Origin of the sequence: Streptococcus mitis (assembly GCF_000960005.1) — a bacterium.
Taxonomy (GTDB): domain Bacteria; phylum Bacillota; class Bacilli; order Lactobacillales; family Streptococcaceae; genus Streptococcus; species Streptococcus mitis_CK.
In genome coordinates this window covers 202,263-217,562 of the sequence record NZ_JYGP01000002.1, presented here as the reverse complement: position 1 = coordinate 217,562, position 15,300 = coordinate 202,263, and the positions used below count along the sequence as shown (strand labels likewise).

Here is a 15,300-nt window from a genome sequence, read left to right as displayed (position 1 = left end):
TAAAATGAAAGACAATTTGAAAAAAATCCATACTTCCACTATAACATAGACAAGCTACTTTGACTAGCATTTTCACTTGAATCTGAGGCCTTTTGGAAAATAATTTTTCAAAATATTTCCAGTCACCTTAGCAAAGCCCAAACCATTGCCTTGAACCAAAACTTGGTACCAACCATTTGGCAGATTTTCCGCCAGCTGAACGGTTTCTCCAGCCGCATACTTTACAAACGCCTCTTGGTCAATTTCAACCGACTGCTTGACCTGACTCGGTTTCAAAGCTAGACCAAGAGCAAAACTAGGCTCAAAGCGTTTCTTCTTAAAGGTCCCTAAATGCAGGCTATTCCTAGCAATCTTGAGTTTCCCTAAATCTGGCAAAAGTTCTGGCAAGAGATAAAGCTGGTCTCCAAAAGTCTGCAAGATACCCGGTAGATTAACCTTCAGGTGGTTTTGGGTAAATTCCTGCCACAAGGAAACTTGTTCTCGGCTGAGATTGCTCTTACTTGCCTTAAATTTAGGAGCTGGATTGTCACCTCTAAATTGTAAATGAGCTACAAATTGTCCCTCTCCCTTAAAATGATGAGGGTACATCCGAGCCGTTTCTGGCAGGTCAATTCCAGCTACCATTCCATTGATATGCTCTACTGGTAACAAGTCAAAATCATACTCTTCCAGTAGCCAATTGACGATCTCTTCGTTTTCCTCGGGGGCCCAGGTACAGGTTGAATAAACCAAGCGACCACCTTCAGCTAGCATGGTTACTGCATCTTCCAGAATTTCTCTTTGCAAGCTAGCACATTGACTTGGATAATCTAAGTTCCAATAGTCCATAGCATCTGGTTGCTTACGGAACATCCCTTCCCCTGAGCAAGGGGCATCTAGGACAATGAGGTCAAAATAGCCTTTAAAGACCTTGGCCAAGCGGTCAGCAGATTCATTAGTCACCACAACATTTGTCGCCCCAAAGCGCTCCATGTTTTCTACTAAAATCTTAGCCCGTTTGCTTGAAATTTCATTGGAGACAAGGAGACCCTCCCCTGCTAGATAGGCTGCCAGCTGAGTTGATTTTCCACCCGGTGCAGCAGCCAAATCCAAGACTTTCATACCAGGACTGGGTTGGGCTACCTGAGCAACCATCTGAGCAGCAGGTTCTTGCGAATAAACCAAACCTGTAGCATGTTCCGGAGATTTCCCAGACACCTTCCCATAATGGCCCCAAGGGGTTTGAGGAATGGGATCAGAAAAGGAAACTGGCGCTTCTTTTAAAGGATTGACCCGAAAGGCCGAAACCGCTTCCTCCTCAAAAGAGGCAAGAAAATCTCTTGCCTCATCTCCTAGTATCTCTTCATATTTTTCAACAAATCCTTCTGGAAATTGCATTTAAGTTCTTTTCCTTTCGTAAATATAGGACTGAATTTCCTCCTGCATCTCAAGAGGTAGCATCATGACCGGCTGTCTGGTCTGAAAATTAGGAGTTTCACCAGAAAGAGTCACAATCCGATATCCCAGACTTTCCCCTAAAATACTAGCCGCAGCATAATCCCATGGTTGCAGATAAGTGACATAGGTCAACAAATGCCCTGACAAAATCTTGGCAAAACTAATGGCCGCACTCCCATAGACACGTACACCGAGGACCGATCGACCCAAATCAGCCAGACCCCATTCATTGGTTTCCAGCATACCACTATTCCCTGCAATGAGAAAATCTCCAAGTGGTTTTGCTTTAAAGGGAGCTAGGGGCTTATCATTTAGACAAACGGGAAAGGCTCCACCACCGTGATAACAATCCCCTTTGACCACATCATAAATTAGACCAAACTGTCCCTGACCATTTTCAAAATAAGCCACCATAACAGCAAAATCTTCCTGCTGGGCGACAAAATTATTGGTACCATCAATCGGATCAATGACCCAAACCTTGCCCTCTTGAACCGAGGCTCGCAGACAACCTTCTTCAGCACAAATCTTATCCTCAGGATAACGGGACAAAATCTCACTAACCAAGAGTTCCTGAACTTCCTTGTCCAGTCTGGTCACCAAGTCTGTTGGAGAGGACTTGGTTTCAACACGCAAGTCTTCCTGCATATGGTCAAGGATATACTGGCCCGCTCTCTTAACAAGCTCTTTGGCAAATTCAAATTTACTTTCCAAGAGAAATCTTTCCTTCCCCTTTTTCCTTAGCCGCCTGAACTGCTCGGTAAAGCGAATAGCCACTCACTGTTTCAAATTCTCGTCCCAAACGTTTCTCTTCACTCTTACTTGGCACGACCGCCTTGAATCCCTTATAAGAGTCCAGTAACTTTTTAGCCTCTACCTTACCTTCATAGGCAGCTTCAACATCATTAAAAAAAGAAAGCACTGAAGCAAGTTCTTCAGTGCTCCACGACAAATCTAGTGGGTAACTATACTGTTTGTTCATTAACTAATACCAGCTCTCATTCTTGCTTCTTTTAGTTCTTGCTTACGGTAACTACGAGGGAGAAAAGCACGAATCTCATCTTCATTGAAACCAATTTGCATACGTTTAGCATCAATAATAATTGGACGACGCAAAAGACTTGGATACTGCTCAATTAAATGAAGCAATTCCGATACCGAGATACTCTCTACATCAATATTCAATTTTTGAAAAATTTTTGAACGAGTTGAAATGATGTCATCAGTACCATTTTCGGTCAAGGAAAGGATGTGTTGCAATTCTTTTCTTGTTAAAGGACTGGTCATAATATTGTGCTCCTCAAAGGGCACCTTATGTTTTTCTAACCAGGCCTTTGCCTTACGACATGAAGTACAGCTCGGTGATAGGAATAGTGTAATCATGCTTTTCTCTTCTTATCTATACTTTGCTAGTTCTATTATACAAAAAAATAAAGCGCTTGACTAGATATTTTTAGAAAAAAAAGCCTATTTTTTCAAGAAAAATAGACTGTTCGCGAACGATTGAGGTAAGGTAGATTTAGTTAATTCACTCTTGACAATAGTTTCGAATCACATACCTAACTTATTTACTCAAAATAAGAACATCTTTAGTATTATTTCCTACGACTTTTCAGGTACAGAAAACCAAAGAAGCTTTCATAGAGGGCAAAAAAGAGGAGGAAGGCATGAAGGAAGAAAGTCTCTGGTAAAATCAGAATCACTGGATCCTTGGCTGGATCAAAAAGCCAAGTATCATCTCCCACAAAGAGAATTTGATGGAAAAGGGTAAAGAATTGGTCAAAACCAATCAAAACTCCTCCAAGGCCAATCAGCAAAGGCAAAACCACTAGAGTCAGAAGCCCTTTACTAAATAGAGATAAAAAGCCCTTTTTCACAATCCTATTGACAAAGACGTAAAAACTTGGCAGTGTCACTAAAGCTACTAGCTGAACCAGGTGAAAGAGGTTCTTGACCACTGCAAAATGGTGTAGCCCAGCAGCTGACGAACGAAAATCTGGCATCTCTAGGACCTGACTAAATGGATTGGTCAGATAATTCATCAAGATATGAAAGTTGTACTGAATGGTTTCTGGTTTTAAATAGACCCGATCTGTTAAATTCAGCCACTGAATTTCCAGCGGATAAAAAATCCAAGCCAAATAAATGGTCAAAAGGATTGAGAGGGAGAGGAGAAAGAGCATAGAGCTCCAAAAGGTCAGTTTAGTTTTCATCAAAGTTCCACTCCGCAAGGCTAGAAACCACATGAGTCGGTGCGATTGGCAGGTCTGCCAATTCTTCTGCCTTGGTAAAACCTGTTGTCACCAAGAGCGTTGGAATACCGTTGTCAATCCCTGCTCGGATATCTGTTAAATAGTTATCCCCAACCATAATCAACTCTTCACGTTGCAAACCTAAGTGCTCAACTGCCTTGTTCATAATGATGGCATTTGGTTTCCCGATATAAACAGGATTCACTCGTGTTGCTACTTCAAGCAGCGTAATCAGTGAACCAGCACCTGGCAAAAGACCGCGTTCTGTAGGAATGTTGAGGTCAGGATTGGTTCCGATAAAGTGAGCACCCTTTTGGATAGCCAGAGTTGCTGTCGCAAATTTTTCATAGTCGACTTGCCAGTCCAGACCTACTACCACATAGGCAGGATTATCCTTGTCTTCCACATAACCAGCCGCCTTGATGGCTTCCTTGAGCCCTGCTTCTCCGATAACATAGACGGTCTTTTCAAGACCCAAGTCGTTCATATAGTCGATAGTCGCCAAAGTCGCTGTGTAGACAGTCGATAGGGGCGTATCGATATTAAAATTCTGAGCCAACATCTCCTGAACACTCTCTGGAGTGCGGGTTGTATTGTTGGTTACAAAGAGATAGGGAATGTCCCGCTTTTGCAATTCATGAACAAAAGCCTCCCCTGCTGGAATTCGATCCTTCCCCTTATAAATGGTTCCGTCTAAATCAATTAAATAGCCTTTATATTTCATATTTTTCTCTAATCCTCCTTCATTTCTTGCCAAGTAATGATAGCTTGTGCATTGGTAGCACCGTCGCTTGTAATCTCATGTTTGCTTTCCAGTCCAGTCCGTTCAACAGCCGATGTAATCACCCCACCTGGTCGAACTTCCTTGACATACTTGAGGTTGATTTTCTTGGGAATATATTGGGTCAAAAAGTCCGCTCCCATGACCTCAAAAATCCAGTCCAGATATTTACTGTTATTGACATGACCATTCATATCCAAATCGTAAAAACGGACATGGTAATCCTTGCTGACTGACTCTTCCAAAGGCTCATACTTTGGACCACGGATAAGTTTTTTATCAAAATCAGACTGGTAAGGAGCCACAATCTCAGGTTCGACAGCATGGACTTTTCGACTGTCTCGGTTCATGAGAACAAAGGTCGCCATCATGTGGATAAGGTTCTGTCCTGCTTCATCATAAATAGTAAAGCGACGGTAGCAAAAGAGCCGATTGTAGCTCAAAGCTTCCGTTTCAATAGTAATTTCTTCTGCAAAACGAGGCAAACGAACCACCTCAATATCATAGTCTGTGATAATCCAGACCAGATTATGCTCTTCCAAAATAGTCTTATCACTAACTCCCAGTTCAATCGACTGCATCCCTGAAACTTGCAGGGACAGTAAAATCACATCTGGAAGTTTAATATGACCATTCATATCAGCCATATCAAAAGGAATTTTCATTTTCATTTGATAAGTTAAGCCCATCATCCTACTCCAAAATAAATCGTTCTGCTACGGTGTCTCCTAAAAAGAGACCTCTTTTTGTCATGCGCACGCAATCACCGTCTATTTGCATGAGACCTTGTTGAACCAAATCTCTGACAATTTCTCCATAAAGTCCATCAAAAGACCGTCCAAATTTTTCCTCAAATCGCGCTATAGAGACCCCTGATTTCTTGCGAAGCCCCAGAAACATTTCTTCTTCCATTTGCTCTTTTTGGCTCAGGTGCTCTTCTGTAACACGAGCATTGCCTTCCTCAACTGCACTGAGATAATGACGAATGGGACCATGATTTTTATAGCGCACTCCATTAACATAACCAGATGCCCCAGCACCGATGCCATAGTATTCAGCATTATCCCAGTACATGAGATTGTGGCGACTTTCAAAACCAGGCTTTGAGAAATTGGAAATCTCATAATGCTCAAAACCAGCTCGCTCCAGCTCTGCAATGATGTACTCAAACATCTCAGCTTCCAGTTCCTCCTTAGGCAGAGGCAATTTCCCTCGTCTCATCCGGTTCATAAAGACCGTATGATTTTCCAAAATCAAGCTATACAGACTCATATGGGGAATATCCAACCCAATGGCTTTAGCCACATTTTCCTTGACCTGCTCCATGGTCTGACCTGGCAGTGCATAGATCAAATCGATGGAGATATTGTCAAAACCAGCCAGTTTCAGACGGTCGATATTTTCATAAATATCCTTCTCCAAATGACTGCGCCCAATCTTTTTCAGCATCTTGTCGTCAAAGGTCTGCACGCCTAGCGAAACACGATTGACAGCCGAGTTTTTCAAAACAGCTATCTTATCTGCATCCAAATCGCCTGGATTGGCCTCAATGGTCAACTCTTCTAAGACAGACAAGTCCAAGTTTTTAGTCAAGCCCTTCAATAACAGCTCCAATTGAGAAGCTGACAAAGCTGTCGGTGTGCCACCACCGATATAGAGGGTTCTCAACTTTTGAATATCATAAGATTGAAATTCTTCTAACAGATGTTCCAAATAACTATCTACCGGCTGATTCTTAATAAAAACCTTTGAAAAATCACAATAATAACAAATTTGAGTACAAAACGGGATGTGCACATAGGCTGACGTTGGTTTTTTCTGCATAGTACTTATTATACCACAAAGACAGGCTAGGAGAAAAAAATCACCATCCCCAGATACATAGTCCGTCCAGAGATGGTGATGGTTTATTCTTCTGTTATGTCAATAACAATCTCTTCTGATTCATCAAGAGTTTCGGCCTTTTCTTGCCATTGCTCCTTGAGGTTATTGAATCGATCTTTTGATGCTTCTGTCGCTTGACGAGCACATGATTTGGCTTGAGCAAGTACACTGTCCACAGTGATTTCACCCGACTCAACCTGTTCTTTGGTTTTAAGAACAAAATCTGTAGCCTGCTCCTTGACTTCTGTCAGTTTTTCACAGACCTGCTCCTTGGCATATTCAGGATCTTCTCTCAAATCATCTAGAAAATCTTGAGCCTGACTGCAAACTTGTTTGCCCTTGTCGCTTGTTAAAAACAAGGCAAGAGCTGCACCTGAAACAGTTCCTAAAAGAATTGAGGATAGTTTACCCATAAGAATTCTCCTTTTTTATTTTTTGAAAAATTTACTTGCAAGACGAAGAGCTGACAAACTTGCACCAGTCTTAATGGTTTTTGAACCAGCTGATGAAGCTTTCTTACCCAATACACGCGCATGATCATTGAGGTCGGAAACAGATAGAGATAAATCTGCAACAGCACTAAAGAGTGGATCAATCGTTGCTACTTTGACATTGATATCATCTGCCAAGACATTGACCTTAGACAGCAATTCATTGGTATGATGCAAGGTCACATCCACATCTGAAGTTAAGGTTTTAATCGTCTTCTCTGTTTCATCGATAACACGTCCAAGCTTTTGTACAGTAATGATTAGATAGACTAAAAAGACAATCAAAGCTAGGGCAACAAGAATATATGCAACTTCTAACATTTAGTTTTCCTCCTCTGAAATATAGTACGGAGCCTTCTTACGATTTTGATATAGAATGATAAAAATACCCAGTCCGATAAGAACAACTGATAGCCATTGAGACACTCGAAGGCCAAAGAACATGAGACTATCTGTCCGCATACCTTCGATGATCATACGACCGAAACCATACCAAATCAAGTAAAAAGCAGTGATATGACCTCGTCTAAGACTCTTCCATTTTCGTCTGAATATCAAAATCAAAGCAAATCCAAGTAGATTCCATAGAGACTCATAAAGGAAGGTCGGTTGACGATAGCTCCCCTCAATATACATCTGGTCACGAATAAAGCCAGGTAGATAATCCAAATTATCAACTGCTGCACCATAGGCTTCTTGGTTAAAGAAATTACCCCAGCGACCCAAACTTTGGGCAATCATGACGCTAGGCGCTGCAATATCTAGGAAATCCCAAGTATTGATAAGTTTACGATCAGCAAAGATATAGAGCACAATAGCCCCAGTTATCAAACCACCGTAAATGGCCAAACCACCATTCCAAATGGCAAAAATCTCTCCCAAATTCTGACTATAGTAATCAAAACGGAAAATGACATAGTAGAGACGAGCTCCTAAAATAGCCAAGGGAAAGGCTATCAAGATGAAATCTAAAATATCGTCTGGTATGATCTTCTTTTTAGGCGCTTCTTTCATGGTCAAATAAACCGCAAGAATCAAACCTGTCACAATACACAAGGCATACCAACGAATGGCTAGAGGGCCTAGATGAATAGCAATTGGATCAAGCATTAGGCACCTCGTTTTGAGCAATGAGATTTGTCAAGCGTTCTTCGAACAAACGCGTCGCATCAAAGCCCATTTCCTTGGCACGATAATTCATGGCAGCAGCCTCAATCACGACAGAGATATTACGACCTGTTTTAACTGGAATACGAATACGAGGAATAGATACGCCAGAAATTTCAAGTTCCTCTGCATTGTTTCCAAGACGATCAAAAGTTTTATGTGTATCGTAATTTTCCAAATAAACAGCCAGCTGGACTTGTGAAGAATCCTTAACGGCACTCGCACCGTAGAGGCTCATGACATCGATAATCCCAACCCCACGAATTTCAATCAGGTGTCTCAAGATTTCAGCCGGTTCACCCCAAAGAGTAATCTCGTCCTTGGCAAAGATATCGACACGGTCATCAGCTACCAAGCGGTGACCACGTTTGACAAGCTCTAGACCTGTCTCACTCTTACCGATGCCACTATCACCTTGAATCAAGACACCCATACCATAGATATCCATCAAGACACCGTGCACACTGGTCCGTTCTGCTAAACGTGAATCCAGATAACTAGATAACTCTCCAGATAAACGACTGGTTGCTGTACGACTAGTTAAGATGGCAATCTTACATTCTCTGGCTGCCTTTAACATTTCCTCTGGAACCACTAAACCACGAGCAACAATGACCGCAGGTGTCTCAGGTAGAAACATTTTTTTCAAGACTTGGTAACGGTTGTGAGAGGACATTGAAACGAGATAGGACCACTCCTTCATTCCCAAGAGCTGGATTCGCTCTGGAGTATAGTAGTCAAAATAGCCCGTCATTTCAAGACCAGGTCGCGTAATGTCCGCGGTATTAATTTCCTTTTCAAGTAATTCTGGTTCGCCATAGACAATGTCTAGTCTAAGCTTTTCAATCACTTCTTTTACTAAAACCGACATCATTTCCTCCTTCAATCGAGTTCTTTTTACTATTATATCAAATTGTGGGAGGAAGTTTCAGATTTTTGCAGGCTTTGGAGTATTTATTTATACTCAATGAAAATCAAAGAGCAAACTAGGAAACTAGCCGTAGGCTGCTCGAAGCACTGCTTTGAGGTTGTAGATAAGACTGACGAAGTCAGCTCAAAACACTGTTTTGAGGTTGTGGATAGAACTGACGAAGTCAGTAACCATATCTACGGCAAGGCGACGTTGACGTGGTTTGAAGAGATTTTCGAAGAGTATTAAAAGAAAAAGGACTAGATTTCTCCAGCCTTTCATTTCTAATTAGAATTTTTTACGTTTACGAGCTGCTTCTGATTTACGTTTACGTTTTACAGAAGGTTTTTCATAGAATTCACGTTTGCGTGTTTCTTGAAGAGTACCAGCTTTAGTAACCGCACGTTTGAAACGACGAAGTGCGTCGTCAAGAGATTCATTCTTACGTACTACTGTTTTAGACATTTTTTTCACTCCCTTCAAGTTCAAGATCTATTCTATTTTACACGTAAAAGGAATAATTGTCAAGAAAAAATGCAGGTTAATTTTGATTATCTTCAATTTTAATCTTGTTGTTAATCTTGTTAAAATTGATTAACATTTATAGATGGAAATGATATAATAGTGACACATATTGATTAGCAAAAATTAGTATTATTTAGAAGTGAATCTATAACATGAAAAGAATCATAAAAATTTACCCTGTGGTCAGTATTTTAGTTGTAATTTGTTTATTGCTAGGAATTCTTACTACCTTTTGGGGAAGTGTAATGTATGACTTATTTGCATTTCATTCAAAGCCAATTTATTGTTGGCAATACTTTAGTGGTACATTTATGCATGGAAGTAAAGAAGCACCAGTATGGTTTATATGGTTTCATTTAGTTTTAAATACTTTAATGTTACTTCCTTTTGGTGGGCTATTGGAGTATAAAAGGGGATCAAAATATGTATTTTTAGTTTTTATTACTTCTATGGTAATATCTTCAATTGTATTCCATATATTAACACAGAATCAAGAAATTCAGGCATCGGGTATCTCTGCTATTGGCTATGCTTTTGTAACGGGTGGGGTGATGAATATGTTTAGTATATGGAAAAATTTCAATTTAGGATTAAAACTATTTTATATCCTTTTAATCGTTCTATCTCTCACCATGCTTCTACCAAATATAACAGGCTGGATTTCAACCTTTCTTCACATGTCAGGAATTGCCAGTTATATCATGGTTTCCAGCATCAACAACTATCGACTGTCTTAATAAAAATTGTATAGTATCATAAAAAATAGTCAATACGATTATATCACAGTTTACAGACATTTAATAATTTTCTATTGGATACCTTTTTATATGAAATATCGACAACTGTTACGGGAATTTACAGAAAAATTTCTTTTAGCAGGATAGTGAACATTTGAAGTAAAAAACCACTCACTCCAAAGAGCAAGTGGTTTTTATACTTTTTATTTTTCAAGTAAGCTGAGCGCTTCTGCATCTGCAATGATGGTCACGTCAGGGTGATTTTGTAGACTACTTGCTGGGAGATTCTCAGTCACTGGGCCAGACACTGTTCCGGCAATGGCTTCTGCTTTCGACTCACCGTAAGCAAAGAGAAGGATTGACTTGGCATCCAAGATATTTTTAATCCCCATTGAAATGGCTTGAGTTGGAACATCTTCAATCTTGTCAAAGAAGCGAGCATTGGCTTCGATAGTAGACTGGTCAAGTTCAACTAGATGCGTTTGACTGTCAAATGGAGTACCAGGCTCATTAAAGCCGATATGTCCATTGCGACCGATTCCCAAGATTTGGAGATCAACTGGATGGTCAGCCAAAATTTGGTTGTAGCGTTCAACTTCAGCTTTAGCATTGTCCTTAACCCCACGAGGCAAGAAACTTTCTTTAAATGGTTTTTGGTTGAACAAGTTTTCTTGCATGAAGTAACGGTAAGACTGTGGATTGGATCCATCAAGTCCTACATACTCATCAAGGTTGACACTGGTTAGATTTGAAAAATCAAGGTCACTCTCAACGATTTCCTTATAAAACTCAAGTGGGCTACTTCCTGTCGCAAGTCCTAGGGTTTGAGCTCCATTGGCCAATTTATCCTTCAAAATCTCAAAAGCAACTTTTCCACCTTCGATTTGGTTTTCAACTTTAATAACTTTCATCTTTTTATCCTCCGTTTCAATCTATATTTATTATATGGTATAGACCAATTTTTGTCAAGTGAAAACGATTTAATTTCTAAAAAAAGAGCGACTATACTTGAAACATGTTATAATGGATAAGATTAGAACTTAGAAAGAATGAACAGATATATGAATACAGCTGATTTTGATTTCCACTTACCCGAGGAATTGATTGCCCAAACGCCCCTTGAAAAACGGGACGCTTCTAAACTCCTCATTGTCAATCGTGAGACGGGAGAAATGCAGGATAAACACTTCCACTCTATTATTGATATGCTGGAACCTGGTGATGCCCTTGTTATGAACGATACACGTGTTCTCCCTGCCCGCCTCTATGGTCAAAAGGAAGAAACTGGAGGTCATGTGGAACTGCTCCTACTCAAAAACATTAGTGGCGATGAATGGGAAGTTCTGGCTAAACCTGCCAAACGCCTCAAGATTGGTACTCGTGTCAGCTTTGGTGATGGTCGCCTCAGCGCTGTCGTTACGGAAGAATTGACTCACGGGGGCCGCATTGTCCGCTTTGAATACCAAGGAATTTTCCTAGAAGTTTTGGAAAGTCTGGGAGAAATGCCACTGCCACCTTATATTCATGAAAAACTGGATGACCGTGAACGCTATCAAACTGTTTACGCCAAGGAAAGTGGCTCTGCTGCTGCACCAACTGCTGGACTGCACTTCACCAAAGAACTACTAGCAGAAATCCAAGCTAAGGGTGTTCATCTAGTCTATCTGACTCTTCATGTCGGACTCGGAACCTTTAGACCCGTTTCAGTTGACAATCTGGACGAACACGAAATGCACTCAGAATTCTACCAACTTTCTGAGGAAGCTGCTAGCACCCTTCGCTCTGTCAAAGAAAATGGTGGTCGTGTCATCGCTGTCGGAACTACTTCTATCCGCACCTTGGAGACTATTGGTTCCAAGTTTGATGGACAAATCCAAGCAGATTCTGGCTGGACCAATATCTTTATCAAACCTGGCTATGAGTGGAAGGTCGTGGATGCCTTCTCAACCAACTTCCACCTGCCAAAATCAACTTTGGTCATGCTGGTTTCTGCCTTTGCAGGCCGTGAATTAGTCTTAGATGCCTATCACCATGCCATCCAAGAACACTACCGCTTCTTTAGTTTTGGCGATGCCATGTTTATCTACTAATTTTCACAATCAAAAAACGCATATTATCAGGCATTATAAAAACTTGATAGTATGCGTTTTGTTATAGATAAAATTGAGTTAATTTATTCTCAAGCTCGGATCTTTCAAGCTCTGAACACTGGCATTGATCACCGCGCCGACAATTAAAATCTTAGCGATGAGAATAAACCAAAACATCATGACCACCACGACGACGGAACTGAAAAAACGGACGTCCACTAGGTGATTGACATAATTGTTAACATAGACTGAAAAGATATTGAGCAGTAAGACCAGGGTCAACAAGACAAAGGCACTACCTGGCAATACATGTCGAATCCGTCGAACCTTAACATTGGGCAGGAAATAATAAAGCATGACCAAGATAGCAAAAATCAAGGCATAGACCAAAGGGCCTGTTAAGTCTTGCAGATAATCAAAGAGAGGACTATCCGATTTCCAGTAGCTTTTGATAAGATTGAGAAGCATGCGACCAAATACACTGAGAAAGAGGGCTAAAGCAAAGAGAATCTGCAAGCCAAAACTGACAAACAAACTCATGAGCTGATGGGAAATCAGTCCACGATTTTTTGCTACTCCGTAAGCTTTATTAAAGGCTTTCTGTAGGAAATTCATGGATTTTGAAAAGGTCCAGAGGGCTGACAAAACCGCAAAACTCAATAAACCCGTTGAAGGTTGGGTCAGCACTTCTGTAATAATCTTTGCGACCACATCATACATGGTATCGGGCAAAAATTCATTGACAACCTTTAAAAAATTAGAAATTGGAATCTGAAAATAAGGGAGGATAGTAACCACCACCAAAAGCAGGGGAAAAATCGAAATCAACCAATAGTAGGCTACTGCAACACTGGTCAACTCACTATCTGATGCTTGGTAATAATGCAAAAAAGCTTTTACTAAAGGTTTGTCTATCAGCTCTTTCCACCACTTCTTCATGTCACACTCCTTCACTTACAATCTTGATTAATTTCTTCTTACCAATTCCATCATATCATAAGGTAAGGTATTGGCAGCTTCCTTCAAGGAATAGTTCTCTAAGTTATTCACATTTTGTCGTAACTTCTTGGCATACTTGGTCGTAATCAATCGTTTTTCTTCGTATTCGAAAATCAACTTGCGCTCCAGATAATAACCTCTCAGCATTTCATCGATATTGTTGGGCTTGACGCGATTGATAACCCGTTCGACAAAGGCACCACTAGTGATAATAGCTGTTTCACGGAGACGAGAATCCTGCATGAAACTGATTAAAGAACTCTTGTAAACCCCTTTAAGGTTCTCCAAACTTTCGATAATCATCTCTGTATTTTCTAGATAGAGCTCTGCAATTTGGTCATAGTCAAGAGCTCTGAGTTTCTGTGATTCTTCATTTTTCCAACTGCGGAAGGTCTTGCCAAAGGTAAAGACTTCGTGTAGGAGAAAACGTAAAATTCGCAAGGAAACAAGGAAATAATAGGTCAATCGTGAAGCAAACTTGCGATTGATACTTTGTTCCATGTTTTTCAAATAACGTTGGTAGACTCGATAGGCACGCTCACTCATCTTGTCCTCTTCGTAAGCCTGTTCTAAACCATCACTTTCAATACTGAGGATGAGAAGTTTCAAGGCCTCCCAGTCTTCTTGAGACCCCTTATTTTCTTGACTCAGGATGAGATTCTCAATACGTCCATGGTAATTGTCAATGGCTGCATAGAGAGGGAGCTTATTTCTGGTATCTTCCAACTCTTTTTCCAACGCTAGCGTTACTTCATTCAAAATGGCGATATGCATGAGATAGTCCTTGCTTTCTTCCTGTTCATCAGAAAGATGAGGCAAGACTACGAGGCCTGTTAAAAAGCTTACAAGCGTCACACCTGCGACAAGGAAAAGCAAGAGAGGATACTCCTGTTCTAGATTACTTGGTATCAGAAGGATCGTAGCAATCGACACCGTTCCCTTGACACCTGAGAAGGTCAAAAGAAGCATGTCCTTCATATACTTATTTAGCTTTTTCTTGAGACGTCTAGTCCTATAGGTATAATAGCCATAAATCATGACAAAACGAATAGCAAAGAGAACAAAGGTAAGGGCTATAAGAGATAGCAATAAAAGTAAGGGATCATAGATTGGATTGGTCAAGATAGGTTCTGCTATCATTTCCAACTCCATCCCTAAAATCACAAAGACAGAACCGTTCAGCATAAAGTTCACTGTATGCCAAACCGTCTCGGTCACCGTATCCACTTGGGCTTCAAGGAGCGTAATTTTCTTAAAACGACTTGCCTTTAAAATCCCAGCAACTACAACGGCAATAATCCCTGAAACATGGACTTCTTCTGCCAGGAAGAAGGTCACCAGAGGCAAACTCAATTCCAGAAGGAGCTCACTAGCAATATCCATTGCTCTCACACTTAGCAAGAAGCTATGGAGGAAACGGTTGGTCATGGCTGTTAAAAAGCCAATCAAAAAACCGCCTAGGATTGAAAAGATGAGCGAACTACTCGCTTGCCCAAGGGAAAAGGTTCCAGTTGTCCAAGCTGTCAAAGCTACCTGAAAGGCAACCAAGCCAGAAGCATCATTCAAGAGTCCTTCACCCTTAAGAATATTGGACACACGCTTAGGAAAGCTAAACCGCTCCGAAAGAGAGGCAAAGGCCACCAAATCCGTAGGCCCAAGTGCTGCCCCAACAGCCAAGCAAGCCGCCAAGGGAAGACTGAGCCAAAGAAGATGGGCCAAGCCACCCAAACTCAGGGTCGAGATGAAAATCACTGGAAATATGAGATAAACAATGATTCGCCAGTGTTTTAAAATAGCCGTAATATCTGCTTCCTCCGACTCTCGGAAAAGCAAGGGCCCGATAACCAGGGCCAAAAACAACTCTGTATTGAGATGAAAGTCGGTATTGGGTAAAAAGAGACCGATCACAATTCCCAAAAGAATTTGGACCAAAGGGAGAGGCAAAAAGGGCAGGAGCTTATTGGTTGTACTTGAGACAATCAAGACCAGTAAAAATAGGATGAGGTAAATCAGCAATTCCACGCACG

18 protein-coding genes are annotated in these 15,300 nt (G+C 40.9%); 2 read left to right on the top strand and 16 right to left on the bottom strand.

The window, feature by feature from the left end; translation table 11 throughout:
- Positions 1 to 72: 72 nt before the first annotated feature.
- The 13 genes from TZ90_RS02420 to rpsU all read right to left on the bottom strand — a co-directional run bounded on the left by TZ90_RS02420 (position 73) and on the right by rpsU (position 9,387).
- Complete coding sequence (locus tag TZ90_RS02420; protein WP_045611269.1) at positions 73 to 1,377, bottom strand: RsmF rRNA methyltransferase first C-terminal domain-containing protein; 1,305 nt, start codon at positions 1,375 to 1,377, stop codon at positions 73 to 75.
- Entirely contained in the window at positions 1,378 to 2,151 is a 774-nt protein-coding gene (locus TZ90_RS02415) for an inositol monophosphatase family protein (protein ID WP_045611267.1), read from the bottom strand.
- Positions 2,141 to 2,419 carry a UPF0223 family protein gene (locus TZ90_RS02410; protein WP_001041974.1) on the bottom strand — a complete coding sequence of 93 codons (279 nt, stop codon included), beginning with the start codon at positions 2,417 to 2,419 and terminating at the stop codon, positions 2,141 to 2,143. The genes TZ90_RS02415 and TZ90_RS02410 overlap by 11 nt, the downstream gene beginning before the upstream one ends.
- Positions 2,419 to 2,820 (bottom strand): Spx/MgsR family RNA polymerase-binding regulatory protein, encoded by a 402-nt coding sequence (locus TZ90_RS02405; protein ID WP_000631255.1) that lies wholly within the window; start codon positions 2,818 to 2,820, stop codon positions 2,419 to 2,421. The genes TZ90_RS02410 and TZ90_RS02405 overlap by 1 nt, the downstream gene beginning before the upstream one ends.
- A gap of 212 nt (positions 2,821 to 3,032) precedes the next feature.
- Positions 3,033 to 3,650, bottom strand: a complete 618-nt coding sequence (locus TZ90_RS02400; protein WP_045611264.1) for a TIGR01906 family membrane protein — start codon at positions 3,648 to 3,650, stop codon at positions 3,033 to 3,035.
- Positions 3,640 to 4,413, bottom strand: a complete 774-nt coding sequence (locus tag TZ90_RS02395) for a TIGR01457 family HAD-type hydrolase (RefSeq protein ID WP_045611263.1) — start codon at positions 4,411 to 4,413, stop codon at positions 3,640 to 3,642. Before TZ90_RS02395 ends, TZ90_RS02400 begins: the two co-directional genes overlap by 11 nt.
- A gap of 8 nt (positions 4,414 to 4,421) precedes the next feature.
- Positions 4,422 to 5,159: an acyl-[acyl-carrier-protein] thioesterase gene (locus tag TZ90_RS02390; RefSeq protein WP_045612534.1), complete on the bottom strand. Its 738-nt coding sequence runs from the start codon at positions 5,157 to 5,159 to the stop codon at positions 4,422 to 4,424.
- Between the two features lie 4 nt (positions 5,160 to 5,163).
- Entirely contained in the window at positions 5,164 to 6,294 is a 1,131-nt protein-coding gene (hemW, locus tag TZ90_RS02385) for a radical SAM family heme chaperone HemW (protein WP_045611261.1), read from the bottom strand.
- Positions 6,295 to 6,377: 83 nt separating this feature from the next.
- Entirely contained in the window at positions 6,378 to 6,767 is a 390-nt protein-coding gene (locus tag TZ90_RS02380; RefSeq protein WP_000517381.1) for a YtxH domain-containing protein, read from the bottom strand.
- 15 nt (positions 6,768 to 6,782) lie between these two features.
- Complete coding sequence (locus TZ90_RS02375) at positions 6,783 to 7,166, bottom strand: DUF948 domain-containing protein (protein WP_045611259.1); 384 nt, start codon at positions 7,164 to 7,166, stop codon at positions 6,783 to 6,785.
- Complete coding sequence (lgt, locus tag TZ90_RS02370; protein ID WP_045611257.1) at positions 7,167 to 7,955, bottom strand: prolipoprotein diacylglyceryl transferase; 789 nt, start codon at positions 7,953 to 7,955, stop codon at positions 7,167 to 7,169. It lies immediately after the preceding gene.
- Complete coding sequence (gene hprK, locus TZ90_RS02365) at positions 7,948 to 8,883, bottom strand: HPr(Ser) kinase/phosphatase (RefSeq protein ID WP_000115157.1); 936 nt, start codon at positions 8,881 to 8,883, stop codon at positions 7,948 to 7,950. The genes lgt and hprK overlap by 8 nt, the downstream gene beginning before the upstream one ends.
- A gap of 327 nt (positions 8,884 to 9,210) precedes the next feature.
- Entirely contained in the window at positions 9,211 to 9,387 is a 177-nt protein-coding gene (gene rpsU, locus TZ90_RS02355; protein WP_000048054.1) for a 30S ribosomal protein S21, read from the bottom strand.
- Between the two features lie 212 nt (positions 9,388 to 9,599).
- Here rpsU and TZ90_RS02350 point away from each other — a divergent pair, with 212 nt between their 5' ends.
- On the top strand, positions 9,600 to 10,184 hold the full coding sequence (locus TZ90_RS02350) for a rhomboid family intramembrane serine protease (protein WP_023945626.1): 585 nt from the start codon (positions 9,600 to 9,602) through the stop codon (positions 10,182 to 10,184).
- A 203-nt stretch (positions 10,185 to 10,387) separates the two neighbouring features.
- Here the strand turns inward: TZ90_RS02350 and TZ90_RS02345 are convergent, their stop codons facing one another.
- Positions 10,388 to 11,095, bottom strand: a complete 708-nt coding sequence (locus tag TZ90_RS02345) for a glucosamine-6-phosphate deaminase (protein ID WP_045611253.1) — start codon at positions 11,093 to 11,095, stop codon at positions 10,388 to 10,390.
- 150 nt (positions 11,096 to 11,245) lie between these two features.
- Between TZ90_RS02345 and queA the strand changes: the two genes are divergently transcribed.
- Entirely contained in the window at positions 11,246 to 12,274 is a 1,029-nt protein-coding gene (queA, locus tag TZ90_RS02340) for a tRNA preQ1(34) S-adenosylmethionine ribosyltransferase-isomerase QueA (protein ID WP_045611251.1), read from the top strand.
- A gap of 78 nt (positions 12,275 to 12,352) precedes the next feature.
- On the opposite strand, the gene TZ90_RS02335 is transcribed toward queA, so the two are convergent.
- Both TZ90_RS02335 and TZ90_RS02330 read right to left on the bottom strand, forming a co-directional pair.
- Positions 12,353 to 13,213 carry a YihY/virulence factor BrkB family protein gene (locus tag TZ90_RS02335; RefSeq protein ID WP_045611249.1) on the bottom strand — a complete coding sequence of 287 codons (861 nt, stop codon included), beginning with the start codon at positions 13,211 to 13,213 and terminating at the stop codon, positions 12,353 to 12,355.
- 27 nt (positions 13,214 to 13,240) lie between these two features.
- The gene (locus TZ90_RS02330) at positions 13,241 to 15,295 is read right to left on the bottom strand and encodes a cation:proton antiporter (protein WP_045611248.1); all 2,055 of its coding nucleotides are present in this window, start codon (positions 15,293 to 15,295) and stop codon (positions 13,241 to 13,243) included.
- Positions 15,296 to 15,300: the final 5 nt, after the last annotated feature.